The organism is Pelomonas sp. V22 (assembly GCF_030014915.1).
GTDB lineage: Bacteria > Pseudomonadota > Gammaproteobacteria > Burkholderiales > Burkholderiaceae_C > JAUASW01.
Map to the genome: position 1 here is coordinate 28,621 of NZ_JAGIXS010000005.1, position 26,641 is coordinate 55,261.

Annotated in this window: 25 protein-coding genes; 5 read left to right on the forward strand and 20 right to left on the reverse strand. The window is 69.1% G+C overall.

From position 1 onward, the window contains the following. Window positions 1-67 precede the first annotated feature (67 nt). Window positions 68-232: a hypothetical protein gene (locus tag J7U46_RS16210; RefSeq protein ID WP_282827686.1), complete on the reverse strand. Its 165-nt coding sequence runs from the start codon at window positions 230-232 to the stop codon at window positions 68-70. A 162-nt stretch (window positions 233-394) separates the two neighbouring features. On the opposite strand from J7U46_RS16210, the gene J7U46_RS16215 reads away from it, so the two are divergent. Next, a complete protein-coding gene (locus tag J7U46_RS16215; protein WP_282827688.1) occupies window positions 395-748 on the forward strand; it encodes a thioredoxin family protein in 354 nt (117 codons plus the stop codon). Window positions 749-832: 84 nt separating this feature from the next. After that, entirely contained in the window at window positions 833-2,215 is a 1,383-nt protein-coding gene (locus J7U46_RS16220; RefSeq protein ID WP_282827690.1) for a leucyl aminopeptidase family protein, read from the forward strand. Here J7U46_RS16220 and J7U46_RS16225 read toward each other — a convergent pair. The 6 genes from J7U46_RS16225 to J7U46_RS16250 form a co-directional block, all read right to left on the reverse strand. Further along, a complete protein-coding gene (locus J7U46_RS16225) occupies window positions 2,212-3,867 on the reverse strand; it encodes a GMC family oxidoreductase N-terminal domain-containing protein (RefSeq protein WP_282827692.1) in 1,656 nt (551 codons plus the stop codon). The genes J7U46_RS16220 and J7U46_RS16225 overlap by 4 nt on opposite strands. Before the next feature lie 46 nt (window positions 3,868-3,913). After that, complete coding sequence (gene creD, locus J7U46_RS16230; RefSeq protein ID WP_282827694.1) at window positions 3,914-5,278, reverse strand: cell envelope integrity protein CreD; 1,365 nt, start codon at window positions 5,276-5,278, stop codon at window positions 3,914-3,916. 92 nt (window positions 5,279-5,370) lie between these two features. Continuing rightward, complete coding sequence (gene creC, locus J7U46_RS16235) at window positions 5,371-6,807, reverse strand: two-component system sensor histidine kinase CreC (RefSeq protein WP_282827696.1); 1,437 nt, start codon at window positions 6,805-6,807, stop codon at window positions 5,371-5,373. An 87-nt stretch (window positions 6,808-6,894) separates the two neighbouring features. Next, entirely contained in the window at window positions 6,895-7,560 is a 666-nt protein-coding gene (gene creB / locus J7U46_RS16240; RefSeq protein ID WP_282827698.1) for a two-component system response regulator CreB, read from the reverse strand. Window positions 7,561-7,563: 3 nt separating this feature from the next. Next, a complete protein-coding gene (locus tag J7U46_RS16245) occupies window positions 7,564-8,202 on the reverse strand; it encodes a MarC family protein (protein WP_282827700.1) in 639 nt (212 codons plus the stop codon). Window positions 8,203-8,244: 42 nt separating this feature from the next. Next, window positions 8,245-9,042 carry a helical backbone metal receptor gene (locus J7U46_RS16250; protein WP_282827701.1) on the reverse strand — a complete coding sequence of 266 codons (798 nt, stop codon included), beginning with the start codon at window positions 9,040-9,042 and terminating at the stop codon, window positions 8,245-8,247. A gap of 216 nt (window positions 9,043-9,258) precedes the next feature. Between J7U46_RS16250 and J7U46_RS16255 the strand changes: the two genes are divergently transcribed. Next, on the forward strand, window positions 9,259-9,744 hold the full coding sequence (locus J7U46_RS16255; protein WP_282827703.1) for an RNA-binding protein: 486 nt from the start codon (window positions 9,259-9,261) through the stop codon (window positions 9,742-9,744). 80 nt (window positions 9,745-9,824) lie between these two features. Here J7U46_RS16255 and J7U46_RS16260 read toward each other — a convergent pair whose 3' ends face one another. From J7U46_RS16260 to J7U46_RS16285, 6 genes are all read right to left on the reverse strand, one after another. After that, the gene (locus tag J7U46_RS16260) at window positions 9,825-11,513 is read right to left on the reverse strand and encodes a DUF5916 domain-containing protein (RefSeq protein ID WP_282827705.1); all 1,689 of its coding nucleotides are present in this window, start codon (window positions 11,511-11,513) and stop codon (window positions 9,825-9,827) included. Further along, entirely contained in the window at window positions 11,513-12,097 is a 585-nt protein-coding gene (locus J7U46_RS16265; protein ID WP_282827707.1) for a sugar-binding protein, read from the reverse strand. The genes J7U46_RS16260 and J7U46_RS16265 overlap by 1 nt, the downstream gene beginning before the upstream one ends. Window positions 12,098-12,358: 261 nt before the next feature. After that, the gene (locus tag J7U46_RS16270) at window positions 12,359-13,144 is read right to left on the reverse strand and encodes an SDR family oxidoreductase (RefSeq protein ID WP_282827709.1); all 786 of its coding nucleotides are present in this window, start codon (window positions 13,142-13,144) and stop codon (window positions 12,359-12,361) included. Then, entirely contained in the window at window positions 13,141-13,827 is a 687-nt protein-coding gene (lptC, locus tag J7U46_RS16275) for an LPS export ABC transporter periplasmic protein LptC (protein WP_282827711.1), read from the reverse strand. The genes J7U46_RS16270 and lptC overlap by 4 nt, the downstream gene beginning before the upstream one ends. After that, complete coding sequence (locus tag J7U46_RS16280) at window positions 13,824-14,405, reverse strand: HAD hydrolase family protein (protein WP_282827713.1); 582 nt, start codon at window positions 14,403-14,405, stop codon at window positions 13,824-13,826. Before J7U46_RS16280 ends, lptC begins: the two co-directional genes overlap by 4 nt. Next, complete coding sequence (locus J7U46_RS16285) at window positions 14,405-15,394, reverse strand: KpsF/GutQ family sugar-phosphate isomerase (protein WP_282827714.1); 990 nt, start codon at window positions 15,392-15,394, stop codon at window positions 14,405-14,407. The genes J7U46_RS16280 and J7U46_RS16285 overlap by 1 nt, the downstream gene beginning before the upstream one ends. Before the next feature lie 82 nt (window positions 15,395-15,476). Between J7U46_RS16285 and J7U46_RS16290 the strand changes: the two genes are divergently transcribed. Then, complete coding sequence (locus J7U46_RS16290) at window positions 15,477-16,160, forward strand: phosphatase PAP2 family protein (RefSeq protein ID WP_282827716.1); 684 nt, start codon at window positions 15,477-15,479, stop codon at window positions 16,158-16,160. Window positions 16,161-16,169: 9 nt separating this feature from the next. Here J7U46_RS16290 and J7U46_RS16295 read toward each other — a convergent pair whose 3' ends face one another. From J7U46_RS16295 to J7U46_RS16320, 6 genes are all read right to left on the reverse strand, one after another. Continuing rightward, complete coding sequence (locus J7U46_RS16295) at window positions 16,170-17,000, reverse strand: hypothetical protein (RefSeq protein WP_282827719.1); 831 nt, start codon at window positions 16,998-17,000, stop codon at window positions 16,170-16,172. A gap of 147 nt (window positions 17,001-17,147) precedes the next feature. Then, window positions 17,148-18,419, reverse strand: coding sequence for a Glu/Leu/Phe/Val dehydrogenase (locus J7U46_RS16300; protein ID WP_282827721.1), 1,272 nt, complete (start codon window positions 18,417-18,419; stop codon window positions 17,148-17,150). A 179-nt stretch (window positions 18,420-18,598) separates the two neighbouring features. Next, the gene (locus J7U46_RS16305) at window positions 18,599-19,333 is read right to left on the reverse strand and encodes a hypothetical protein (RefSeq protein WP_282827723.1); all 735 of its coding nucleotides are present in this window, start codon (window positions 19,331-19,333) and stop codon (window positions 18,599-18,601) included. Window positions 19,334-19,337: 4 nt separating this feature from the next. Then, complete coding sequence (locus J7U46_RS16310; RefSeq protein ID WP_282827724.1) at window positions 19,338-20,552, reverse strand: ABC transporter permease; 1,215 nt, start codon at window positions 20,550-20,552, stop codon at window positions 19,338-19,340. A 1-nt stretch (window position 20,553) separates the two neighbouring features. Then, complete coding sequence (locus J7U46_RS16315) at window positions 20,554-21,261, reverse strand: ABC transporter ATP-binding protein (protein WP_282827726.1); 708 nt, start codon at window positions 21,259-21,261, stop codon at window positions 20,554-20,556. Continuing rightward, the gene (locus J7U46_RS16320) at window positions 21,258-22,484 is read right to left on the reverse strand and encodes an efflux RND transporter periplasmic adaptor subunit (protein ID WP_282827728.1); all 1,227 of its coding nucleotides are present in this window, start codon (window positions 22,482-22,484) and stop codon (window positions 21,258-21,260) included. Before J7U46_RS16320 ends, J7U46_RS16315 begins: the two co-directional genes overlap by 4 nt. A gap of 99 nt (window positions 22,485-22,583) precedes the next feature. Between J7U46_RS16320 and J7U46_RS16325 the strand changes: the two genes are divergently transcribed. Then, window positions 22,584-24,578 carry a cation:proton antiporter gene (locus J7U46_RS16325; protein ID WP_282827730.1) on the forward strand — a complete coding sequence of 665 codons (1,995 nt, stop codon included), beginning with the start codon at window positions 22,584-22,586 and terminating at the stop codon, window positions 24,576-24,578. Here J7U46_RS16325 and J7U46_RS16330 read toward each other — a convergent pair. Further along, a complete protein-coding gene (locus tag J7U46_RS16330) occupies window positions 24,532-26,631 on the reverse strand; it encodes an acyltransferase family protein (protein WP_282827731.1) in 2,100 nt (699 codons plus the stop codon). The genes J7U46_RS16325 and J7U46_RS16330 overlap by 47 nt on opposite strands. Window positions 26,632-26,641: the final 10 nt, after the last annotated feature.

Consider the following 26,641-nt stretch of genomic DNA (forward strand, 5'->3'; position numbering starts at 1 on the left):
GTGAGCGGCCCCCCGAGGGGGCGCCTCAGTACCTACGGGCGGCCGGGCGGTACTGAGGGTCAGCCAGTCAGCGCTTGCGGTCGCAGCGTTGGGCCAGGGCCAGGCTGCGGCGGTCGCCACCGAAATGGCCGGATTCGAAGGCTTCGTGCTTGCGGCCCTTGTCGGTCTGCCACTCGGGCATCGGAATGCGGCGCGGTTGCTGTTCGGTCGTGCGTTGCTGAGACTTCATCATGGCTTTATGCCCCGTTGACTCAACCTGGCTCCCTCTGGTGGGGTCCCTGGCTAGGTTGTTGACGGGCACAACGCCCACAAATCCAAGTTGGTTGACAGTCCAGCAACATTTGCTGACCGGACATTTTTCGAGCCCCGGCCAGCCGCTACATTTGCGCAAACCATGAGCCTCGATTCGTCCGATTCCGCCCCGCTGGTGGCCTGCCTGTGTGCCGCCTGGTGTCGCGTCTGCGACAGCTATCACGAGGTCATCGCCCAGCTGCGTGAGCGCCATCCGGGCGTGCGCTTCGTCTGGGTGGACATCGAGGACGACGAGGAGCTGGTTGGCGACCTGGAGGTCGACACCTTCCCGACCCTGCTGGTGGGTGCGGGCACGCAGCTGCGCTTCATCGGCCCGGTGACGCCCCAGCTGGCCACGGCTGAACGGCTGCTGACTGGCCTGGCGGAAGCGCCCGCCGTGCACACCCACCCGGCCGCTCAAGCCCTGCTGGCGCGTCTTCAGCAAAGCTGTAGTTAAGCCGACCAAACCACAGGTAGCGGTGACTTCTGGCAGGCGGGGCGACAATGCAGGCCTCGCTTACCAGCCCATTGTTCCGCTGCCATGACGGTCCAACTCACCAAGTCTGTCCCCGCCGCTGCCATCGCCATTACCGTGGTTGACCGGGCGGCTTTCAAGCTGCTGGCGCCACAACTGCCGGCCGCGACCCGCAACTGGCTCGCCGCTCTCGGCTTTGAAGGCCAGGCCGACACCCACGCCCTGGTGCCCGGTGCCGACGGCACCCTCGGCCAGGTGTTCGCCGGCGTCGGCCATGCCGCCGGTGCCTGGGTGCTGTCGGCCCTGCCGCAGGCCCTGCCCGAAGGCAGCTACTGCCTGGCCGACGATGGCCTGCAGGTGCCGGCCGAGCAGGCCGCGCTGTCCTGGGAACTGGGCGCCTACCAGTTCGACGTCTACAAGCCGCGCCGCCGCCCGGCCGCTGTGCTGGCCATGGTCTCCACGCCCGAAGCCCAGCGCGGCCTGGCCCTGGCCCATGCCATCGCCGCCACGCGCGACCTGGTCAACACGCCGGCCGAGCACATGGGCCCTGAAGAGCTGGCCAAGGCGGCCCAGCTCGTGGCCAAGCAGCACGGCGCCAAGTTCTCGGCCATCGTTGGCGATGCGCTCCTGAAGAAGAACTTCCCGGCCATCCATGCCGTGGGCCGCGCCAGCACGCGCGCGCCGCGCCTGATCGAGCTGAACTGGGGCAATGCCAAGCATCCCAAGCTCACCATCGTCGGCAAGGGCGTCTGCTTCGACACCGGCGGCCTGGACCTGAAGCCGGCCGACGGCATGCGCCAGATGAAGAAGGACATGGGCGGCGCCGCCAATGCCCTCGGCCTCGCCACCCTGGTGATGGCCCTGAAGCTGCCGGTGCATTTGCAGGTGCTGATCCCGGCCGTCGAGAACTCGGTGGCCGGCAATGCCTACCGCCCGGGCGACGTGATCAAGACCCGCGCCGGCTTGCAGATCGAGATCGGCAACACCGATGCCGAGGGCCGCGTGATCCTCTGCGATGCCCTTGCCTATGCCGCCGAATCCCAGCCCGAGCTGATCATCGACCTGGCCACGCTGACCGGCGCCGCCCGCATCGCCCTCGGCCCGGAGCTGCCGGCCCTGTTCTGCCGCGACATGGACACCGCTCGCGATCTGGTCGATCTCGGCATGAAGCTGGACGACCCGCTGTGGCACATGCCGCTGTGGGCGCCCTACCAGCCGGGCATCCAGAGCGACATCGCCGACATCGTCAATACCGGCAAGGGACCCAAGGGTGGCGCGATCAATGCGGCCCTGTTCCTCGAGTACTTCATCCCGGCCCAGCAGGACTGGCTGCACCTGGACATCTACGCCTCGAATGACACGCCGCGCCCGGGCCGCCCGGTGGGCGGCGAGGCGCAGACGATCCGGACCTTGCTCGCCTATCTCGAAGAGCGGTTCTCGCCGGCCTAAGCCTTGAGGATCAGCCGGGCCGCGCGCTCGGCGATCATCAGCGTCGGCGAGTTGGTGTTGCCGCTGGTGATGCTCGGCATCACGCTGGCGTCGACCACGCGCAAGCCCGTCACGCCACGCAGCCGCAGCTCGCTGTCCACCACGGCCGATTCGTCATCGGCCCGCCCCATCTTGCAGGTGCCCACCGGATGGAAGATGGTGGTGGCGATGTCGCCGGCCAGGCGTGCGAGCTCCTCGTCGCTCTGGAACTGCGGGCCCGGCTTGAACTCCTCGGGCCGGTAGCGCGCCAGCGCCGGCTGGGCCACGATGCGGCGCGTCAGGCGCAGGCTCTCGGCGGCGATGCGGCGGTCTTCTTCCGTGCTCAGGTAGTTGGGCGCGATGGCCGGCGCCACGGCCGGGTCGGCCGAGCGGATGTTGACCGTGCCCCGGCTCGTCGGGTTCAGGTTGCAGACGCTGGCCGTGAAGGCATTGAAGCCGTGCAACGGCTCGCCGAAGGCATCGAGCGACAGCGGCTGCACGTGGTACTCCAGGTCGGGCCAGTCCTTGCTTGCGCTGCTCTTGGCAAAGGCACCCAGCTGCGAGGGCGCCATGCTCATCGGCCCGCTGCGCTTGAGCGCGTACTCGAGGCCGATCAGGGCTTTGCCCCACCAATGGCTGGCGAGCGTGTTCAGGGTCTTGGCGCCCTGCACCTTGAAGACTGCGCGGATCTGCAGATGGTCCTGCAAGTTGGCGCCGACACCGCTCATGTCTTGCTGGACCGCGACGCCGTGCTTTTGCAGGAGCGCCGCCGGGCCAATGCCTGATACCTGCAAGAGCTGCGGCGAGCCAATGGCGCCGGCGGCCAGCAGCAGCTCACCGCCTTCTTTCAGCTGCACGACCTCGATGCCATGCGGCGTGTGGACCTCGGCACCGGTGCAGCGCAGCTGGCCTTCCACACGGTCGAACAACAGGCGCTGCACGCGCGCACCGGTCCAGAGCTCGAAGTTGGGCCGGGCATAGCAGGTGGGCCGCAGAAAGGCCTTGGCCGTGTTCCAGCGCCAGCCCTTGCGCTGGTTGACCTCGAAGTAGCCGACGCCCTCGTTGTTGCCGGCGTTGAAGTCCTCGGTCGCCGGAATGCCGGCCTCGGTGGCAGCCTCTGCAAAGGCATCGAGGATGTCCCAGCGCAGCCGCTGGCGTTCGACGCGCCATTCGCCGCCGTGGCCGTGGGCGGCCTTGAAGGCCTCGCTTGCACCAGGAGCATCCAGCCGCCAGTGATCCTCATGCTGCTTGAACAGCGGCAGCACCGCATCCCAGCGCCAGCTCGCATCGCCGGTGGCCTCGGCCCAGGCCTCGTAGTCGCGAGACTGGCCGCGCATGTAGATCATGCCGTTGATGCTGGAGCTGCCGCCCAGCACCTTGCCGCGCGGGTAGCGCAGCGAGCGGCCGTTGAGGCCGGCGTCGGGCTCGGTCTTGTAGAGCCAGTCGGTGCGCGGATTGCCGATGCAGTACAGGTAGCCGACCGGGATGTGGATCCAGTGGTAGTCGTCGCGGCCGCCGGCCTCTAGCAGCAAGACCCGCCTGCGCGGGTCGGCCGAGAGCCGGTTGGCCAGCAGGCTGCCGGCCGTGCCGGCGCCGACGATGATGTGGTCGTAGAGGTGGCTGTGCTTGCTCATGTGGCCGCCATGCTGACCCAGGGGGCAGCAGGCGGCAAGCAGGTTCCTACCGAGTGCTGACCGTCGGCGTTGTGCCGGCGCCAAGCGCATACCAGTCGAGCCTGCGCGTCAGCGTCATGACAGCGGCCAGCAGGGCAAACAGCAGCAGGGCGCCGATCACCAAAGCCGCCTGCTCCAGCCTTAGCAAGGTGTAGAGCGCGCCGTACAGCCCGGCCACCAGCGCGCCGAAGCCGATGCCACGCGCCCAGCTCCCCAGCATGGCCACGCCGTAGTAGCCGAGCAGCACCACGGCCGCGCCGGAGGCCATCGCATAAGACAGGCCGAAGCTCAGGTGCTCCGACAGGCTCAAGAGCAAGAGGAAGAACACGCTCAGTGCCAGACCCACCAGCAGGTATTGCACCGGGTGCACGCGGCGGCCGGCCAGCAGCTCGACGAGGCCCACGCAGACGAAGGTCAGGAGGATGAAGAGCAGGCCGTACTTGATGGCCCGGTCGCTCATCACATACGGGTTGACCGGGTCCACGAGGCCGACTTCCAGCGTGTCGATCTCGGAGGTGCGCTCGGGGCCCGAGCTTCCCACATCCGGCATCGGCTTGCGGGCCAGCACATCGGCGGCGGCTGTGCTGGCGAGCTCGGAGACGGTCCATTGCGCCGTGAAGCCGCTGGCGTCGACGGTCCGCTCACTCGGCAAAAAACGCCCACCGAAGCTGGGATGCGGCCAGTCCGACTTGAGGTTCAGCTTGGTGGACGCCGCCGCAGGCACCAGGGCGAAGCGGCCCGTGCCCTGCAGGTCCAGCTTGATCTGCACCGCCACCGGCAAGGCCAGCGGCAGCGGCAAGACCGCGTGCAGGCCGCGCTCGTACTTGGGATGGTGTGTGCCGGGCCGCACGGCCAGGCTTTGCGCGCCCAGGCTCAGCTCGGCCGAGCGCAGGCCGCGCGCATCGCTGACGGCCAGCATCAGCTCGGGGTCGTTGCACTGGAGCTTGCTGCCGGCATGCTCGGCACGCGGCTGCAGGCTTTCGACCGAGCCCCATTGGGCCTCGAGCAGCAGGTCGCCGGCATAGCCATTCACCTTGAAGAGGCCGCGATAGCGCGCCTCCTGCCTGAGCGTGCCACCCACCTGCAGCTTGGCCGGTGCCGCCACCAGGGTGAACTCGCGCTTCTCCATGGCCACGCGGCGCTCCGCGCCCTGGCCGGTCACGGCCTCCCATTCCTCCACGCACTGGCGCTGCAAGAGCGGGCCCAGCAGCGTCTGCGCGCCAGCCTGGGCCTGCTCCACACTCTGCACCGCTTCCTGCTGGCGGCCCTGGCGCTCGTTCACCAGCCAGCCTATGCGCAAGAGCACGATGCACAGCAGCAGCGTCACCGCCGCGAGGATGACCAGTTTCCAGATGATGGCTCGCGATCCCATGCCGGGCTCCTTCTTGTTGTGAAGCAGCCAGTCTCACGAGGGGTGGTGAGGCGATGAGGAAGTTTGTGAGGCCTGTGTGAAGTCCGGCGCCTTCAGTGCAAGGGAAGGGCGAACACCACCCGCAGCCCGGGCTCGGCCGGCTCGAAGCGCAGGCTGCCGCCGTGCAGCAGGGCGACCTGGCGCACGATGGCAAGTCCCAGGCCCGAGCCCTTGCGCAGGCTGCCGGGCCGCGCGGTGGAGAAGAAGCGCTGGCCCAGTTGCGGCCAGGCCGCTGCCGGCACGCCGGGGCCCTGGTCGCGCAGCTCGAAGCGGGCTTCGCCCTCCACGGCAGCCAGGCTCAACTCCAGCGCCGAGCCGGGCGGCGCGAAGTCCAGCGCATTGCACAGCAGGTTGCTGAAGGCCAGAGCCAGCAGCTCGGGGTCGGCCTTCAAGGCCAGCGGCTCGCGCTTCAGCCAGTGCAGCTGCAGATGCTGCTGGTCGAAGCGGTCCTGCAGGCCCGCGATCACCTGGTCGACCAAGGCATCGAGCTGCAGTGGCTTCGCATGCGTCGGGCCCTGCTGCATCTCCAGCTTGGACAGTTCCAGCATGCGCCCGACCAGCTCATCGAGCCGCTCGCTCTGCGCCACCACCTGGGCGGCGAAGCGTTGGCGGTCGGCGGCGGGCAGCTCGTCCTGCAGCAGCTCGCCGGCACCGCGCAGTGCGGCCAGCGGGCTCTTCAGCTCATGGGTCAGGGCGCGCACCGTCTGCTCGATGTGCTCGCGGCCTTCGAGGCGGCCGCGCATCGCGTCCATGGCCTGGGCCAGGTCGCCGAGCTCGCCCGGCACGCGCGGCACGGCCAGGCGCTCGCCGGCCTGCACCTGCTGGGCGTAGTTGCGCAGCCGGCGCACGTTCATTACCAGCCAGCCGGTCACGGCCACGCCGATGGCGGTGGAGAACAGCAGCAGCGACAAGCCGGCGATCAGGATGCGGCGCTCGGCCCGGTTGACGAAGCTCTGCACCGTGGCCAGCGGCTTGGCCACGCTGATCACGCCCAGCAGGCGCCGCGTGCCGGGCTCGCGCACCGGCGCTGCCACGTACATCACATTGCTGCGCTGGTCCCTCGCCACGTCGAGGCTGGTGCGGGCGCCGTATTCGCCGCGCAGGGCCAGGGCCACGTCGCGCCACTGCGAATAGTCCTCGCCCACGGCGGCCGTGGGGCCGCTGTCGAGCAAGACCTGACCCTCGGCATCGGTCACGTAGATGCGCAGGTCCAGGCTCTTCTTGTGCAGGCCCCAGATCCGCGCATCCACCGGGCGCTTGGCATAGTCGTGCAGCTGGCGCGCGAGTCGGCCGTTGGCCAGCGCCTCGGGGCCGGCCGCCAGGTCCTCGGCGGCGATCTCGGCGAGCAGGTTGGCCGTGTCGACCATCATGTCTTCCATCACCTCGCGCACGCTGGGCTGCACCTCGGTCAGGAAGACGCGCAGGATGAAGAAGGCGGTCAGGCCCGCGATCAGGAAGAAGGCGAAGAAGAGGCGCAGGCCGAGGCGCATGTCAGTACCCGCCCGGCCGCCCGAAGGGGGCTGAGCGCCCCCTCGGGGGGCAGCTCACGCAGTGGGCGTGGGGGCCGTTCATCCCAATCAGCCCAGTTCAAAGGAATAGCCCAGGCCCCGGTGCGTGCGTATCGGGTCCAGCTCGGGCGCCACCTCGCGCAGCTTGGCGCGCAGGGTCTTGATGTGGGTGTCGACGGTGCGGTCGCCGCTCTCGGCTTCCTGCCCCCAGACGGCGTCGAGCAAGGCCTCGCGGCTGTGGATGCGGCCGGGCGCGGCCAGCAGTTTCTTCAGGAGGCCCAGCTCGCGCCGGGTCAGGCTCAAGACCTGACCCCGGTAGCGGACCGCCAGGCCGTCGATCTGGAATCCGGTAGGCGCGGCGGCCACCGGCGCCTGAGCACGGCGCAGCAGGGCGCGCACCCGCGCCACCAGCTCACGCGGGCTGAAGGGCTTGGCCAGGTAGTCGTCGGCACCCAGCTCCAGGCCCAGCACGCGGTCCCATTCCTCGGCCCGGGCGCTGACGATCATCAGGGGCAGCCGGCTGCCGGCGGTGCGCAGCTCGCGGCACAGGTCCAGGCCGTTGCCATCGGGCAGGCCCAGGTCAAAGACGGCCAGGTCGGGCGGCGCGTTCTGAAGGCGCTGGCGAGCTTCGGTCAGCCAGCTGACATGCTCGACCTCCAGGCCCTCGCGGCGCAGCGCGAACAGCATGGTGTCGGCAATCGCCGGATCGTCCTCCAGCAAGAGAACGCGTGGCACGGCTCAGTGGCCCGCTGCCGAGCTCAGGATGGGGAACAGCTTCTGCAGGCCGTCGGCCAGCAGCTCCACGGCCAGGGCCGCGAGGATCAGGCCCATCAATCGGGTCATGATGTTGATGCCGGTCTGCCCCAGCACCTTGGCGATGCGGCCCGAGGCCGAGAACACGACGAAGGTGACCAGGCCCACGACCACGCCATAGCCCACCAGCACGCCAAGCTGCCACCACTGCTGGGTCTGCTTGGAATAGATCACCATGGTCGAGATCGTGGCTGGCCCGGTCAGCAGCGGGATGGTCAGCGGCACGACGGCGATGCTGGCGCCGGCATCGACCTTGTGGGCGCCCTCGCTCACGTCTTCCTTGCGGCCTTCGGCCGGCTGGGCGTTCAGCATCTGCAGCGAGCTGATCAGGAGCAGGGTGCCGCCACCGACCTGGAAGCTGGCCAGCGAGATGCCGAAGAACTCGATGATCTTCATGCCGAACAGCGCGCTCAGGGCGATCACCACGAAGGCGGTGAAGGAGCTGACCACGATGGTGCGGCGGCGCTGCTCGCGCGTGAAGCTCTGCGTGAAGTGGATGAAGAAGGGCACCACCCCCACGGGGTTGACGATGACCAGCAGGGCGACGAGGGGCTTGAAATCCATGGGGCGATTGTCAGCGCAGCGCCGGCCTGCCGGGCAAGGGTTCTATCCCTGAGAGGCGAGCGTTCGCAGATAGGCCAGGCCCTCGGCGGCGCGCGGGCCGTACCAGCTCACGAGCTCGCCATCGATCAGGCGCACGCGTGCGTTCGGGCACAGGGCCTGGGCTTCCGCGAGGTGCGAGGCGTCGAAGCGATAGGGCTCGGAACTGAGCAGCAGCTCCTCGACCTCGGCCAGCCACGGCTCCTCGCCCGTCAGCGCCGGATAGCGGGCCGCGCCATGCTCGCCGCCCTCGACCGCCGGCCAGGTCTGCCAGCCGACCTCGCTCAGCATGCGGGCGATGTAGGTGTCGCGGGCCACCGTCATCCAGGGCTGGCGCCAGATCAGGTAGAGCACGCGGCGCGTCGGCCAGGCCCGGGCGGCGCAGGCGGCCAGCTCGCGTTGCAAGCCCTCGCGCAGCGCGGCGGCCCGCTCGCCGACGCCGGGCAGATGGCCGAACAGCGCCTCCAACTGGTCCAGCAGGGCCAGGTTGTCCTCTGGCGCATTCGGATGCGTGACGACGATCTCGGGCACGACTTCGAATTCGCGCAGGGCGTTGACCGTCTCGAGCCGGTTTTCGTCCACATTGACCAGCACATGGGTTGGCGCCAGCCGCTGTAGCTTGGCCAGGTTCACGTCCTTCGTGCCCCCAGTCTTGGGGATGCCGGCCACCGCGTCCGCCGGGTGGATGCAAAAGCCGGTGCGCGCCACGAGCCAGGGCGCGAGGCCCAGGGCCACGGCCAGCTCGGTCAGCGAGGGCACCAGGCTGGCGATGCGGGGCTGCAAGGGTGGCGGGGGCGGATTCATGGGCTGCGCATCTTAGCCAGCAGGACGAGCGGGGCGGGGTTCGCCCGGCCGGGTTAACGCTAGGCACGAAAAACAACAGTTGCCCTGGGCGCTGTGTGGATCGCTGGACCCCTCACCCATAATCGGCTACCTGTGTCTGGACGCCGCACCTTCGCTTGAATGGTTCACGTGGGTTGAAAGTCCGCATGGTTTTTTTGGTATTGAAAGGGCTTCCCCATGGGAAACAAGCTTTATGTGGGCAACCTGGCCTACAGCGTGCGTGACGAATCGCTGCAAGAAGCATTCGGTCAATTTGGCACTGTGACCTCTGCAAAGGTCATGATGGACCGCGACACCGGCCGTTCGAAGGGCTTCGGCTTCGTCGAAATGGGTTCGGATGCCGAGGCTCAATCGGCAATCAACGGCATGAATGGCCAGGCCCTGGAAGGCCGCGCCATCGTCGTGAACGAGGCACGTCCTCGTGAAGAGCGTCCGGGCGGCTTCGGCGGCGGCGGCCGTTCGGGCGGCGGCGGCTTCGGCGGCGGTCGTTCGGGTGGCGGCGGCTACGGTGGTGGCGGCGGTGGCGGCTACGGTGGCGGCGGCGGTGGTGGCGGCTACGGTGGCGGCGGTGGCCGTTCCGGTGGCGGCGGCTACGGCGGCGGCGGCGGTGGCCGTTCCGGCGGTGGCGGCTACGGCGGCGGTGGCCGTTCGGGCGGCTACTGATACAGGCCGATCAGCCCGCAAGGGTTGATGCACAGACAAAAGGCGCTCCTCGGAGCGCCTTTGTCGTTTCTGGGCGCGGCTCAGTCAGACCAGGCCCAGACCAGCTTGGCGAAGACCTGGCGTTGCAAGGGCTGCCGAGCCGATTCGCGGGCCAGGCTGGCACCCAGGCTCAGGATGCGGCCATGGCCGATGCGGCGCTGCAGCACCAGCGAGTCGCTGCGGCTCTTCTCGTCGGAGGCGGTGAGCAGCGCTTCGGCCTGGCGCGTTGTCTGGTGGCGCTGGCTGATCAGGCGCAGCGAGTCGCGCGCATCGAATTGCAGCACGGCGAGCAACTGGCCACCCCGCTCGTTCAAGGCCCGCTGGCCCGCCGGGTTGTCCACCCAGGCCTGGCCCAGCTGCTGTTCCAGCTCCAGCCACCAGGCGCCTGGCAGGGCGAAGCGGAACTTGGCCTGCAGCATCAGGCTCATGCCATTGCCGAGGCGCTCGGCCTCGACGTCGAGCCGCCGGCCCCATTCCAGCTCGGCCTCGAGCAGATTGAGCCAGGGCGCCGGGTTGGATTCGAAGCCCAGGTTCAGGGTGCGCGGCGCATGCAGCGGTCCACCGGGTCGGGCGCGCTGTGAACCGAGGGCGAGGTGGCCCCAGACGCCGGTGTTGCGCGCGGTGGAGAACCAGAAGCCCGGCTCCAGCTTGCGCTCGACCAGCTCGCCGCCGCGCTGCAGCGGGCCGTCGGCCAGCGTCGTGGTCTGCTCCAGCTTCAGCTGGGGCTCGGCCTCGAAGATGGGCAGGCCTGCCAGTTCGCCGCTGCCAAGGCGCCGCGCCAGGTCCAGCGAAACGCGGCGGATGCCGGCTTGCGGCACGAAGCCGTTGTCGTTGGCAAAACGCGGCGTGATCTCTTCCACGTGCAGCTGCTGGTTCCAGTCGGCATTGCGGTGCTGCCAGGACAGCCAGAGCTTGCGGCCTGTCTCGCGGCTGCCGCGCATCACCCGGGACTGATCCTCGTCGAAGGCCGTCGTGCTGGCCGATTGCAGCCAGTGGCCGCGCAGCAGGTCCGATTCGCCCGGCCGCCAGCTGAAGTCGCTGCCCAGCACGCGGTTGAAGGCGCCGCCGCCATAGTCGCGCTCCGAGGCGAGCAGGCCCCAGCTGGCCGCGCCGAGCTGCTGGCGGCCGCGCACGAACGTCGCCTGCGAATGGCCCGGCTGTGCGTACTCGGCCGTGGCATAGGCACCCGGGCGCAGCACCTGGCCGCCGCCGGCATCGCGAAGGCTCAGGCCCACGGCCTCGGCCGAGGCGCCGCGCCAGGTGGCGCGCAGGCCCCAGTCGGGGTCGCTGAGGGTGCGCGAGTAGAAGGCCGCCAGGCCATGGGCGGCGCCCGAGCCGTCCGGCCGGGTCTGGCCGACCACGTCGGTGCTCTCCAGGAAGAACGGCCGCTTCTCCGGCTGGAACAGCGCGAAGCGGGTGTTGGCCGCCAGTTGCGGCGCATCGGACTCGACCTGGGAGAAGTCGGGGTTCAGCGTCGCATCGATCACCCAGTCGGCGCGCGGCCGCCACTTCAGCTCGGCACCGAGCGAGCTCTGGTTGCGGCCCTGCTCGCGGCGCCAAGTCAGCTCGGGCCGCAGGCTCAGGAAGCTGCGCTCGCGCACCTGCTCCACCAGGTCGTCCAGGCCAACGAGCGGTTGCAGCTCGGCGATGAAGTTCAGCGCGTCCTTGCTCAGCAGCGGCGCGCTGACGAGCAAATGGGCATGCTCGCGCGGGATGCTGCGCGTCACCATCACGCGCCAGGGCTGGCCTCGCGGTGCGGGAAGCGCAGGGCCGCCAGCGGCCAGCGCAACTCCACGCTGTAGCCGTCGGGCAGGCGCTGGACGGCGGCCTGCACGTCGAAGTCGGGGGAGAGGTCGTCGCTGTCGTCATCGGCCACGAACACGCCGTCCGAGATCGAGCCGGCCGCACCCACGCGCACGAACTGGGCCGATCGGCGCCGTCCCACCGGGTCGATGAAGACCGAGACGAAGTCCTGGTCCAGCCGGACCTCGTCGCGCCGGGTCAGGGGCGCGCGGATGCGCTCGGGCTCGGGGTCGTAGGCGCGGATCGCGAAGATCAGCGCATGCTCGTCCGCGATCACCTGCACCGTGGTGCGCCAGCGTGCCGCCTGCCGGTCTTCGGGCAGGAACTGCACGAACTGCTCGTAGACCGGCGCTTCACGCCATAGGGCTTCGTCCAGGCGGCCATCGATCTGCAGCGCGGCTTCGCCAGGCTGGCGCAGCGCGCGAATGGCGGAGCTGGGTACGGCATCGGTGGCAGCCCAGGCGCTGCCGCTCAACCCCAGTGCCAGGGCCGAGGAGAAAAACTTGTTCATGAGGAAGGAGAGGCCGGAGCGAGCCAGGCGCGCGATGCGGCACCTGGCCAGATTCATTGACGGCGCGACCTCGTGGGCGGCGCCGGGCTTGGAAGACTTGCGGGTCGCCGCAGCGACGGCCGTCTTCAGCAGGGATGCAGAACCTTGCTCATCTGGGCCTCCTCGCGCCGCTGTGCCGGGCGCTTGCTCGAAAGTGGCGCGGAGTGTAGCCAGCGCATCCCACCGTGCCAAAGGCCATGGTGGGTCCCGTGGCGGCCGTGCCTACTCGCCCTGACGGCGCTTCCGGGGCCGCCCAGCCAGAACCTTGTCGAACAGCCAGTTGGGCAGCAGGCGCATCAGCTTGGCGACTACGCCCATCTGCCAGGGGATGGTGCGGTAGCTGGTGCCGGCCTCGATGGCAGCAAAGGCGCGAGCCGCGAAGTCCTGCGGCTGCATCAGGAAGGGCATGCCGTAGCGGTTCTTGCTCGTCAGCGGCGTGGCGATGTAGCCCGGCAGTATCGTCACCACCTGCACACCGTTCGGCCGGCATTCGCCGCGCAGGCTCTCGCAATAGCTGATCACGGCGGCCTTGCTGGAGCAGTAGCCCGCATGGCCCGGCAAGCCGCGGATGCCGGCCACGCTGGCAATGCCCACCAGGGTGCCCGAGCGGCGCGCGTTCATCGCGCCTATGAAGGGCTGGAAGGTGGCGGCGAGGCCGAGGTTGTTTGTCTCGTAGAGGGCGCGCATGACCTCGAGGTCTTCGAACTGCGCGCTGTCCATGCCTATGCTGATGCCGGCATTGGCGATCACCACCTCGGGCAGGCCCTGGTTGGCGATGCAGGTGCGGCCGGCGGCGGTGATCTCGGCGATGTCGCGCACGTCGGCGCCGTAGACGGCATAACGATCAACTGACATGCCTTGCTCGCGGGCCCAGGCGTGCAGCTCGTTCGCGCGGCGCGCCACCAGGGCCAAGCGCCAGCCGGCGCGGTAGTAGTGCAGGGCCAGGGCCTGGCCGATGCCGCTGGAGGCGCCGGTGATGTAGACCAGCTTGTTCGTCGTTGTCGTCATGGTCGCTTCGCGCGGGCGGCGGCCGGCGGCGCCAGGTGGGCCGTGCTCGGGCCCTTGAACGTGAGCCGGCCCTTGAGGTTGTCGTACTCGAAGTTCTGCAGCTGCAGCTGGGTGTTGCCGTAGTTCACGCGCACCGGCAGGTGCGAGCGCAGCTGCTCGGCCTGCAGGAAGGCATGGAGGAACTCGCCGCGGATCTCGAGGCTCGCACGCTGCTGGCCCGGCGCCAGGCGCTGCAGGTTCACGTCGCCCTGCAGCTGCATCTCGCTGCCATCGGCATTGCCGACGGCGCGCTTGGCCGTAGCGAGCAACACGCTGCCGTCCTGCGCGATGGAGCGCAGGTGGACGCCATCAATCTCCACCGTGTCGGTGTCCGGGTAGTGGCGCATCTCGCGGCCCTGGACCTCGACCCGCATCGCCCCCTTGGGATCGAAGCGCTGCAGCACCAGGCCCTGCATCGAGTAATCGGGCTCATGGCGCGGCGGCGCCTCGGCCACCTCTTCTTCGGGCTGCGGCGAGTTCTTGATCAGCCAGGAGGTGCCGGCCGCCAGGAAGACCAGCAGCAGCAGCGGCAGATAGGCCGACAGCACGGACTGCACCCGCCACACCCAGGGCTTGTTGCTGACCGGCCGGCGCGGGCCGGCAGCCGGTGCGAGGCGGGCGGGCGCCGGCGACGTTGTCGTCAAGCCGCGCCCCCGTCCAGCGTCTGCAGATGGCTGTTCAGCAGTTCGGCATAGCAGCCCTTGGCCATCAGGAGAAGGTCGCAGCACTCGCGGGCCGCGCCGTGGCCGCCAGCGGCCGCCGTCACATGATGGGCCACGGCCTTGACCTCGGCATGGGCCTGGCTCGGCGCGCAGGCAAAGCCGGCGCGCGTCATCAGGGGCAGGTCAGGCCAGTCGTCGCCCATGGCGGCTACCTCGTGCCATTGCAGGCCGAGTTGCTGCAAGAGCGGCTGGGCCACTGCCAGCTTGTCCTTGGCGCCGTAGACCGCATGCTTCAGGCCCAGGTCCGCCACGCGGCGGCGCACGGCCGGCGAGTCGCGGCCGGTGATGATGAGGGGCGTGATCCCGCCCTCGGCCAGCAGCTTGAGCCCATGGCCATCCAGCGTGGAGAAAGCCTTGAAGGCCTCGCCGGCTTCGCCGATGTAGATGCGGCCGTCGGTCAGCACGCCGTCCACGTCGAAGATCGCGGCCTTGAGGCCGAGGCCCGGGCCCTGGGCCTTGAGCTGCAGGTCGGGCGGGAAGCTCAGAGCAGGCTTCGACATCAGATGACTTTCGCCGACATCAGGTCGTTGATGCTGATCGCGCCCTGCAGCGTGTTCTGCTCGTCGACCACCAGCACGAGGGTGATACGGGCCGTTTCCATCAGCTCGGCGGCATCGACGGCCAGGGCCTCGGCGCGGATGGTGCGCGGCTTGGCCTTCATCACATCGGCGGCCTGCAGCGAGCGCAGGTCGCGGCCGCTCTCCACCAGGCGGCGCAGGTCGCCGTCGGTGAAGATGCCCAGCACCTGGTCGGCGGCATCGACGATGACGGCCGCGCCCAGCGCCTTGGCCGACATCGCTTTCATCATCTCGGTGAAGCCGGCGTCGGGCGCCACGCGTGGCAGCGCCTCGCCGCTGCGCATCAGGTCGCGCACATGGGTCAGCAGCTTGCGGCCCAGCGCGCCACCGGGGTGGGAGCGGGCGAAGTCTTCCTCGCGGAAGCCGCGCGCATCGAGCAGGGCCACGGCCAGTGCATCACCGAGCGCCATCTGCGCCGTCGTGCTCGACGTGGGCGCCAGCTTGAGCGGGCAGGCCTCTTCGGCGACGGCGCTGTCGAGCACCACATCGGCATGGCGGGCCAGGCTGGATTCGGCACGGCCGGTCATCGCCACGATGGGCACACCCAGGCGGCGCAGTACCGGCAGGATGGCATTGAGCTCGTCGCTCTCCCCGGAGTTGGAGAGTGCCAGGACCACGTCCTTGAGGGTCACCATGCCGAGGTCGCCATGGGCGGCTTCGCCCGGGTGGACGAACATGGCCGGTGTGCCCGTGGAGGCCAGGGTGGCGGAGATCTTGCGGCCCACATGGCCGCTCTTGCCCATGCCCATCACCACGACGCGGCCCTTGCAATCCAGCATCAGCTGGGCCGCCTTGGCGAATTCATCGCCCAGACGCGGGCCCAGCTCGGTCAGCGCGCGGGCCTCGATCTGCAGGGCCTGGCGGGCCATCGCGACCGCTCGTGCGGCGTCGAAATTGGCTACTTCAGTCATGGCCGTCAGTGTAGCCGCCGGCCCTGCCGGCCGGGTTTGCCGCAAGCCGGGCTTCAGCCCGGGCCGCTACGATGCGCGCGCCATGCAAGACAACGCTTCCGCTCCCTTTCTGAAGACCGCCTGGATCCTTGCCGGCCTGGGCCTCACTGCCCTGCTCGCCTGGGACTACGCGGGCCTGGACCTGGCCGTGATTCGCCCCTGGGCCGACGCCAGCGGCTTCCCCTGGCGCGAGCACTGGCTGACGCGCGACGTGTTCCACCAGGGCGGCCGCGCGCTGGCCGGTGTGGTGATCGCCTTCATGCTCGTGCTCAATCTGTGGCGCGGCTTGCTGCCCGCCATGACGCGGCGCGAGCGGCTCTGGTGGCTGGGCACGAGCGTGGTGTGCCTGCTGCTGATTCCGCTCCTGAAGCGGCAAAGCCTCACCAGCTGCCCCTGGGACCTGAACGAATTCGGCGGCCTCGCCACTTATGTCTCGCATTGGCGTTTCGGGGTGGCCGACGGTGGCCCCGGCCACTGCTTCCCGTCCGGCCATGCCAGCTCGGCCTTCGCCTTCTTCGCCGGCTTCTTTGCGTTGCGCCGCGCCTATCCGCGCGCGGCCAAGGCCTTCCTCGTCGCCCTGCTGCTCTGCGGCCTCGGCTATGGCTGGGCGCAGATGGCGCGGGGCGCGCATTACGCCAGCCACACGATGTGGACGGCTTGGATTTGCTGGACGCTGACGACGCTGAGTTGCCGGCTCTTGCTCAAGCCAAGGTCGGCCGAGGCCTGAGCCCGGCGATCACTCGGCCGCGAGCAGGGCTGCTGCCAGCGCGGCCGCGCGTTGCTCGATGGCGGCAAGCTGAGCGGTGGTGAAGTTTGGCCGGCTCGTCGTTGGCATGCCGGCGACGGTCTTCGTGATGATGCCGAGCATTGACGACTCGTCCACCTTGCGCCCCGCCTGCTGGATTCCACGCCGCAGCACCTCCTGGTCTTCGAGCGGGACGCGCAGCTCGGCGTGCACCAACGCGACCACCAGCGACAAAGCATCACCACCGAAGGCATCGCGCAGCATCTGCTCGCGATCCGCTGCATCCACCGGCACACCGCGTTTGCGCGTCTGCTCCCAAAGAGCAGCGGCCGCACCGGGGACCTGCTGGTCCTTGGCCAGTTGCAGCAGTTGACGCTTCAGCTCATCGGTCTGGTTCGAGACCGTTTGGCATTGCGCCTGGTTCTGTTGGTGATACTGCGTTGCACCGGCAGGAACGGCTTCGCCTTGTGATTGGAATGCCGTGCGGGTCTGGGCGGCCAGCTCGTCCGCATGCTTGCAGACGCCGACCTCGCCGCTCAAGCGAAAGGCGGCTTTGCCATCGCGCTGAGCAAGCGCCAGCTGGACCTGCGTGATCAGTGGCAGGGCGACTGGCGAGCGCGTTGACGCGCTGGCGTTTGACGAAGCGCCTACTGACGCAGCAAGGGGCGTAGCGGGGGTGATGACACCGGCCTGGGCCGCCGGCGCGAGCGGCGTCGCCGCAAGGGCCGGCGGCAGCGGACGTTCGTCCGATCCCACGATCCACAGGCCCAGCAGGCCGGCCACGACCACGCCGCCGGCGCCGATCAGAACACGCTTGTCCATCGCGGTATTCCTCCCCGGGGCCTGGCTCGGGCCGGCCCTTGTTCATTGATGTTTGTGGCGCATTCTAGGAAGGCTGGCGGGCTGTCCAGAAAGTAAAAAGGCCCGCTTCATCAGCGGGCCTCGTCACGAACCGAAAGGGCTCGAGGATCAGGGGTACAGACCGCGCTCTTCACGCGCCTGCAGCACCCGTGTGCAGGCCACGACGAAGGCGGCGGTGCGCAGCGAGATGCGGTGCTGTTCGCTGGTTTCCCAGATGTGCTTGAAGGCGCCGGTGATGATCTTGTCCAGGCGGACGTTGATCTCGTCTTCGGTCCAGAAGAAGCTGGAGAAGTCCTGCACCCACTCGAAGTAGGACACGGTCACGCCACCCGAGTTCGCGATCACGTCGGGCACGACGATGATGCCGCGGTCGGCCAGCACGGCGTCGCCGTCCGGCGTGGTCGGGCCGTTGGCGCCTTCCAGCACGATCTTGGTCGAGAGGCCTTCAGCGCGCTCCTTGGTGATCTGGCCTTCGAGGGCGGCCGGGATCAGCACGTCGCTCTTGACCTTCCAGAAGTCGTCGTTGGCGATCTTGTCGGCGCCCTTGAAACCGGCCACGCCGCCGGTGGCAGCGAGGTGGTCCAGCAGGTTCTGCATGTCCATGCCCGACTCGTTCAGGATGGTGCCGGTGTGGTCCTGCACGGCCACGATCTTGGCGCCGTTGGCGGCGAACAGCTTCGCGGCGATGGAGCCGACGTTGCCGAAGCCTTGCACGGCGATGCGGGCGCCTTCCATGGGCACGTTCAGGCGGCGCATGGCTTCACGGCCGATCACGAACACACCACGGCCGGTGGCCTGCACGCGGCCCAGCGAGCCGCCCAGCGGGATGGGCTTGCCGGTGACGACGCCGGTCGCGGTGGCGCCGGTGTTCATCGAGTACGTGTCCATCATCCAGGCCATGATCTGGCCGTTGGTGTTCACGTCCGGCGCCGGGATGTCTTGCTGCGGGCCGATGATGATGCCGATCTCGCTGGTGTACCGGCGCGTAACTTTTTCCAGTTCCTTCTGCGACAGCACCTTCGGGTCGAGGCGGATGCCGCCCTTGGCGCCGCCGTAAGGCAGGTTCACCGCCGCGTTCTTGATCGTCATCCAGGCCGACAGGGCCATCACTTCTTCCAGCGTGACGTCGGGGTGGTAGCGCACGCCGCCCTTGCCCGGGCCGCGGGTCAGGCTGTGCTGGACGCGGTAGCCCTCATAGTGGGCGATGGTGCCGTTGTCGAGCTCGATGGGGATGTCGACGATCAGCGCGCGCTTGGGGCGGCGCAGCGTCTCGACCCAGCGTGCCAGGTGGCCGAGGTACGGCTCTACGGCGTCGATCTGGGACAGGTAGGTACCCCAGGGACTGTTGCGCGTGGGCGAAACGAAGGACAGGTTGGGCATGTACTGCTCCGTAATTTTCGGTGGCGCGAACGGTATCGCGAACCGGGTGCGACGCGCCAGCCTCGTCCGCAGCCTTGTTCACATGCGCCTATGCGCCTTGTGCATAGGGCGTCCGAGTTTGCGCTTTGGCAAGGCTTTGCGCAAACAAATGCACGTTTGGCAGGCCGGCCTGGCCGGGCTCAACGGCTGGCTGCGGCGGCGGCTGGGGGCGCAAACTCAACGACCCATTCGACACGCGTGCCGCTGGGCCAGTCGCGGGACGCGGGCATGGCGAAACTGCGCCGGTTCTTGCCGACCAGCTGGACTTGTTCACGCCGTTCGCCGTCGACCAACCAGGCGGCCTTCGCGCCCGGAGGGGCCGCCACCACACAGCCGTCCAACCCTCCCAGGGCCGTGGCGACCACGGCCCTTTGCCACCAGGACAGGAAGTACTTGACGATGGCCGAATGAACTTCGCAGGCCAGTTGCTCGTCGCCGAGCCGGGTCTGCTGCTCACTCAGCCCGGGGCTGCGGACCCGGGGTACGAACCAACCCCTGACGGCCGGATCCCGGTCGAACCAGAGTTCGGCGTCGCTGGATTCATCCCTGGGCAGTTGCGGCAGCTCGAAACGCCCTGCCTGGTCCAGTGCCATCGGCAGTTCGGCGCGGGCACTGCTCAGTATCACGGCGCGGTTCGGGCGTGCTTGGCCGCTACCGCGCTCCCGCAACTCGAATTGCAGCTGGGCATCGGGTGCCAATCGCTGCCGGCGGCTCTCGAACTGGTCCCGTCCGGCTTGCAGGGCCAGGTACGGAAAGGCCGGCCGGCCGCCCTTGCCCTGCACTTCGATGCGAGGCAGGTCGGTTGCATCGGCAGGAGGCTCGGCCCGGGCGTTCAGGAGCAGCCCCAGGCCGGCCAGGAGGATCAGGAGTCGCATGGACTCAATCCTGCCTCAAGCACTCGATAGGCAGCAACTTCGAAGCCCGCCTGGCCGGGTAATAGCCGAAGAACAACCCGACGCTGGCCGCAAAGCTCACCGCCACCACCATGTGGCGCACGGCCAGCGGCATGTCGAAGTGGGCGAGGCTGCTGATCGCCGCTGCGGCGCCCCAGGCGAGGCCGAGGCCCGCAAAGCCGCCGAGGACGCAGAGCACCACGGCCTCGACCAAGAACTGCGCCAGCACATCGCGCGGCTTGGCGCCGATGGCCATGCGGATGCCGATCTCGCGCACCCGTTCCGAGACGCTCACCAGCATGATGTTCATGATGCCGATGCCGCCCACGATCAGGGCGATGGCGCCGATCAGGCCCATGCCCAGCTGCAGGCCCTTGGCGATGGAGGCGCCGGCCTTGGCGATGCCGGCCAGGTCGATGGTGCGGAAGTCGTCCTCGCGTTCGCCGGTGATGCGGTGGCGGTCGCGCAGGAGTTCGGCCACGTCCATCTCCACGTCACTCATGGCCGAGCCGTCGCGGGCCTGGACCGTCAGCGCATTCACAACGCCGGGGAGCAGCCGCTCGCGACTCGGGGCGGCGGTGATGGGCACCAGCATCAGCTCGCCTTCGTCATTGCCGTTGAGGCCCTGGCCTTCGGTGGCCAGCACGCCGATCACGGTGTAGGGCCGGCCGTCGAGCCGCACCGACTGACCGATGGGGTCGCGGCCGGCGTAGTACTTCTTGGCCAGCTTGGTGCCGATCAGCAGCACGCGCTTGCCGCTGCGCACGTCGTTGTCGTCGAAGCTCACGCCCTGCTCGACCGGCCAGTTCTTCAGCGCCAGCATGTCGGGCGTGACCCCGAGCACCGAGAGGTTCTCGTTGTCGCTGCCGAAGTGCACCTGCACGAAGCCGCGGATCTCGGCTGCAGCGAGCTTCACGGAGGGCAGTTGGGCAATCGCCTCCGCGTCGCCCAGCGTCAGCGCCGGCCGCTTGCCCGAGGTGCGCACCGCGCCTTCGGTGGCCGCCGCCGGGAACACCAGCAGCTGGTTGCGGCCGAGGCGCGAGAGTTCCTTGTCGATGTAGGCGCGCATCCAGTCGCCGGTGGCCATCATCATCACCACTGAGGTGATGCCGATGACGACGCCGAGGATGGCCAGGATGGAGCGCAGGCGGTTGGCGCGCAGCGAGCGCAGCGCCTCCAGAGTCAGTTGCCAGAACCCCATTTCAGTGGACCTCCGCGCCGGGCTTGCCGTCGAAGGCCACACGGCCGTCCTTCAGCCGCACCAGGCGCTTGGCGCGCATGGCCACGTCGGGTTCGTGCGTGACCAGCACGATGGTCAGGCCGTCCTCGCGGTTCAGCTGTTCGAACACGTCGAGCACCTCGGCCGTGGTCTGGCTGTCGAGGTTGCCGGTGGGTTCATCGGCCAGCAGGAGCGGTGCGCGGTTGGCCAGCGCGCGGGCAATCGCCACGCGCTGCTGCTGGCCGCCCGAGAGCTGGTTGGGCAGGCGCTTGCCCAGGGCACCGAGGCCCACCTTGCCGAGCATCTCGGTGGCGCGCTCACGGGCCGCACCGCGCGACTGGCCGGCGTAGACGAGCGGCAGGGCCACGTTGTCCAGGATGGTCATGCGCTTGAGCAGGTTGAAGCTCTGGAACACGAAGCCGATCTCGCGGTTGCGGATGCGGGCCTGCTCGTTCACGTCGGCTTTGGCGGCCTCGGCCCCAGCCAGCGAGAGGCGGCCTTCGTCGGGCCGGTCCAGCAGGCCGATCAGGTTCATCAGCGTGCTCTTGCCGGAGCCGCTGGCGCCCATCAGGGCCACGTAATCGCCGCGCGCCACATCCAGGTCGATGCCATGCAGCACCGGCGTCACGATCTCGCCGCTGCGGTAGCTCTTGGTGAGCCCCCGCAGCTCGATCAGGGGCGCCCCACTCATTTGTCGTCCTTGTTGGCGTTCTTGGCGCGCGTGATCACCGCATCACCGGCCTTCAGCTTGCCGCTGACCAGCTCGGTGTAGCGCGTGTTGGACAGGCCCACCGTCACCTCGGTCGGCTGTGGCTTGCCCTGGGCGTCGAGCGTGTAGACCTTGTGGACGCGCACGCCGCCACGCAGTTGGTTGAGCACGCCGTCGTCGGTCGAGGCAACAACAGGCGCAGAGGCTGCGGCGGCCGCTGAAGCGACGGAAGCGCCCGAAGCCGGCTTGGCCGCCGCCATCGCATCCTCATCCGGGCGGAAGCGCAGGGCCGCCGTGGGCACGCGCAGCACCTGCGGCTTGGTGGCCACGACGATACGGGCCTGCGCCGTCATGCCGGGCTTCAGCAGGCCGTCGCGGTTGTCCACGTCCACGATCACCGCATAGGTGACGATGCCCTGCTGGTTGGTCGCGCCGAGGCGCACCTGGCGCACCTTGCCCTCGAACTCGCGCTCGGCAAAGGCATCGACCGAGAAGCGCACCGGCTGGCCTTCGCGGATCATGCCCACGTCGGCCTCGCTCACGTTGACGCCCACTTCCATCAAGGCAAGGTCGCGGGCGATCTGGAACAGCTCGGGCGTCTGGAAGCTGGCGGCCACGGTCTGGCCCACGTCCACACTGCGCTTGATCACCACGCCGTCCACCGGCGAGACGATGGTGCAGCGGGCCACGTCGGTCTCGGCCGCCTCGACCTGGCCGCGCGCGGCGTTCACATCGGCTCGCGCCATGTCCAGCTCGCGCCGGCTCTGGTCGCTCTGCGCGGCGCCGATGAAGCCCTGCGCCATCAGCTTCTCGTTGCGTTCATGGCTGCCGGCGGCAAAGGCCGCGCGGGCTTCGGCCGACACCAGCTGGGCGCGCGCCTGGCGCAGCCGCGCCTCGTAGGGCGTGGCATCGAGCCGGAGCAAGACCTGACCCTTCTTGACCCGGTCGTTGAAGTCCGCCTTGCGCTCGACCACCGTTCCGTTGACGGCCGCGCCCACGGTGACGAGGCCGATGGCCTGCAGATTGCCGTTGGCGCTGACCACCTGGGTGATCGGCCCCTGGTCGATGTTGGCCGTGCGGAAAGGGGGCGGCGGCGGCGCCGTCGGGTGGTTCTTGCCCCAGGCCCACCAGGCGCCGCCGCCCAGGCCCACAACGACGATGGCGATCAGGCTGCGCCGCAGCCTCTGCTTGCTCTTGCTCTGCATGGGTAGCTTCTCCTCCGAGGGCCCGGCTGGGCCGCGGCGCATCCTACTCCGTCAATGCAAGGGCCTGGGGTGACGAAGCTCACCCCTTACCATCGCCCCATGACTTCGCTGGAACTCGTCCTGCTCTACCTGGTGGCTGCCGTGGCCGGCGTGGTGATCTGCCGCTCGCTCAAGCTGCCGCCGATGCTGGGCTACCTGGCCGTGGGCGTGCTGATAGGCCCGAACGCCCTCGCCTTTGCCAAGGACACGGCTGGCGTGCGCTACCTGGCCGAGTTCGGCGTCGTGTTCCTGATGTTCGTGATCGGGCTGGAGTTCAACCTGCCCAAGCTGCGCTCGATGCGCACCCTGGTGTTCGGCCTGGGCCTCGCGCAGGTGGTGGTCAGCATCGTCGGCACCCTGATCGGCAATGAGTTACTCGAGTGGGCCATGGGCCTGCTCGGGATTCGCTGGGAGCTGGGCTGGCAGGGCGCCCTGGTGCTGGGCGCGGCCATGGCCATGAGCTCCACGGCCATCGTCGTCAAGCTGATGGCCGAGCGGCTGGAGCTGGAGAGTGAGCACGGCAAGCGCGTGATCAGCGTGCTCTTGTTCCAGGATCTGGCCGTCGTGCCGCTGCTGGTGCTCATTCCGGCGCTGAACAGCGAGGGCACGGTGATGCTGCAGTCGCTGGCCTGGGCCGGCCTCAAGGCGGCGGTGTTGCTCGGCCTCTTGTTCTGGGGTGGCCAGAAGGCGATGCGCTGGTGGCTCACGCTCGTTGCGCGGCGCAAGAGCGAGGAGCTGTTCATGCTCAACCTGCTCCTGATGACCCTGGGCCTGGCCTGGATGACCGAGCATGCCGGGCTGTCGCTGGCGCTCGGGGCCTTCGTGGCCGGCATGCTGATTGCCGAGACCGAATACAAGCACCAGGTGGAGACCGACATCCGGCCCTTCCACGACGTGCTGCTGGGCCTGTTCTTCATCACCATAGGCATGAAGCTGGACTGGCGGCCGGTGATCAATCAATGGCCGCTGGTGCTGCTGCTGACGCTGCTGCCCATCCTTGCCAAGGCGGCCTTGATCGCGGGCCTGGCGCGCGTGATGCGTGCCCCGGCCGGCACGGCGCTGCGCACCGGCATCTACCTGGCCCAGGCCGGCGAGTTCGGTTTCGTCTTGCTGACCTTGGGCGGTCAGCATGGCCTGATCGCACCGCAGTGGATCAGCCCGGTGCTGGCCAGCATGGTGCTGTCGATGCTGGCCACACCCTTCCTGATCATGTACAGCAACCGCATCGTGATGAAGCTGTCCAGCAGCGACTGGATGCTGCAGTCGCTGCAGCTGACGACGATTGCCAAGAAGTCGATCAAGAACGAAGCCCACGTCATCATCTGCGGCTACGGCCGCAGCGGCCAGAACCTGGCGCGCCTGCTGGACACCGAGCACATCCCCTACATGGCCCTGGACCTGGACCCCGACCGTGTGCGCCAGGCCGCCGCTGCCGGCCAGAGCGTGGTGTTCGGCGACGCGGCCAAGCTGCAGAGCCTGATGGCGGCGGGCCTGGCGCGCGCCAGCGCCGTGGTTGTCTCCTACCCCGACACGCCCTCGGCGCTGAAGATCCTGCACCTGGTGCAGGCCCATGCGCCGCAGGTGCCGGTGATCGTCCGCACCATCGACGACAGCGACCTCGAGCGCCTGCGCGCCGCTGGCGCCACCGAGGTCGTGCCCGAGGCCATCGAGGGTTCGCTGATGCTGGCCAGCCATGCGCTGGCGCTTGTGGGCGTGCCGATGCGCCGCGTGATCCGCCTGACCCGCGATGCGCGGGATGCGCGCTATGGCCTCTTGCGCGGCTACTTCCATGGCGCCGACGACGACGGCATCGAGGAGCGGGCGCAGGCCCGGCTGCGCAGCATCACCTTGCCGCAGGCCAGCCCCCATGCCGGCGAGAAGCTGGGCGATCTGGCCCTGCATGCGGTCGGCGTGACCGTGGTCTCGATCCGCCGTGCCGGTGGCGCCGTGGTCCAGGCCGACGACGAACTCAGCCTGCGCGCCGGCGACACCCTGGTGATCTCCGGCGTCAGCGAAGCGCTGGCTCTGGCGGAGGAGAAGCTGCTGACGGCCTGAGCAGGACCGCCCAGTCCAGGCGCTGCGCCAGCTTCTGCATGCCGGCGTTGCTGAGGTGGCCGGCATCGCGGTACAGCAGCACCCCATCAAGCCGCGTTGCGCAGCGCTCTTGGTCGCAAAGCAGGGGGTCGAAGCGCAGCAGATGCAGGCCGGGCAGTTGCGCCAGTTCATCGAGCAGGCTCAGCACCTGGGCGCGCTCGCGGTGGTAGTCGGCCAGGGCCACCGAGCAGTCGGCCGGCGCACCGAGGGTGAGGCGGCCACTGTCCAGCCGCTCGGTGCAGGCCGCGATGTCGAAGCCCGAGGACGGCGGCGGTGCCACCCAGACCACCCGCTTGCCCAGCTGCTGCAGCGTTGCCACGAACTGGCCAGCCTCGCGCAGCAATCGCGTGCGATCAAGCCGCTGCGGCCTTGGGCCGCCATCGACCGACCAATCCAGCTGCTGGTACTGCTGCGCATCGACATACTGGATCAGCACGCTGGAGAGGATCACCGTGTCGATCTCGGGGCGGCGGCTCAGCCAGTCCAGCACCGAGGCATTGAAGGCCTGGCAGCGCTCCGTCCAGCGGCGTCCGTAGGTTTCGCTGCCCACGCGCTCGGGCCGGTAGGGCAGCAAGTGCGTGAAGGGCCCGCAGGACGACATCGTGGCCTGCACCAGGCCTGGCGCCGAAGGCAGCAGGCCGGGCACCAGCTGCATCGCATAGGAATCCCCCCAGACCAGCCAACGCGGCGCCGTGCCGTCGGCGGCCTGACGCAGGCAGGCGGCACTCGGTTTGAAGGGCGCGACGTGGTCACAGCTGGGGCCGAGGCCATGGCCTTCGTCGGCCTGGCGGGTCGGCTGGCCGGGCCTCGGCGCTTCCTGCGGCCACAGCTGCAGCGGCGCCAGTGCGAGCAGGCTGCTCAGGCCCAGCACCAAGGCCAGGCCGCGCCAGGAGGGCCGGATCTCGGCCTGCCGCAAGGGCGACTCGAGGAAGCGGTACAGGCCGGCTGCGGCCAGCAGGGCCACGAGCAAGGCGCCCAGCCGCCAGCCGAGGGGCACCGGCCCCGCGCCCACCCAGGCATTGCTGGCAAAGGCCAGGAGTGGCCAGTGCAGCAGGTAGAGCGAGTACGACCAGTCACCGAGGCGCAGCAGCGGCCACAGCAGCAGCGGGGCGGCGCGACGCTCGGGCGTCTTCAGCAACAACAGCAGCGTGCTCACGCCCACCAGCAGGGCGGTGGTACCAGGATGGACGGCTCCCGCCCACCACGAAGCCGGACGGCCCATCAGCGCGGCCAGCAGCAGGATCACCAGCGGCAGTTGAAGCCGGCGCAGCAGGCCCTGGCAGCGGTCGGCGCGCAGCCAGCCCAGCGGCTGGCCCTGGGCGCCCTGAACCCACAGCGCACCCAGCGATCCGAGCCCCAGCTCCCAGGCGCGAGTTGGCAGCAGATAGAAGGCGGCTGCGCCATGGCGCGGTGCCAGCCACAGGCAGAAGCCGAGGCTGATCCCGCAGCCCAGCAGCAAGGCTGCATGGTGGCGATGCCAGGCGGCCTGTGCCGACCGCGCGCGCCAGGCCAGGGCCAGCAGCAGCAGGGGCAGGACCAGGTAGTACTGCTCCTCGATGGACAGCGACCAGAAATGCAGCAGCGGCTTGCGCTCGGCCACGCCAGAGAAGTAGCCGGTCTGCTGCCACAGCACCAGGTTGCTGGCGAAGCCGAGCGAACCCCACAGCTGCTCCCGCAGGTCCGCGAGTTCGGCGCGGTTCAGCCACCAGGGCGCGGCCAGCACCACGGCGGCCAGGCAGGCATAGGCGGCCGGCAGCAGGCGTTTGGCGCGCCGCCAGTAGAAGGCCACCAGGCTGAAGCGCCCCTGCCGCTGGCCCTGCAGCACGAGACCGGTGATCAGAAAACCCGAGATCACGAAGAACAGGTCCACACCCAGGTAGCCGGCTGGCAGCAGCTGCGCATGGAACAGCAGCACGGCCCCCACCGCCAGGCCGCGCAAAGCCTGGATCTCCCATTGCAGCGCCGGATAGGCCTGCGGGGATGTCGCGTCGGGGACCTCGGTGTGCATCGTCATCGGCGCGCGA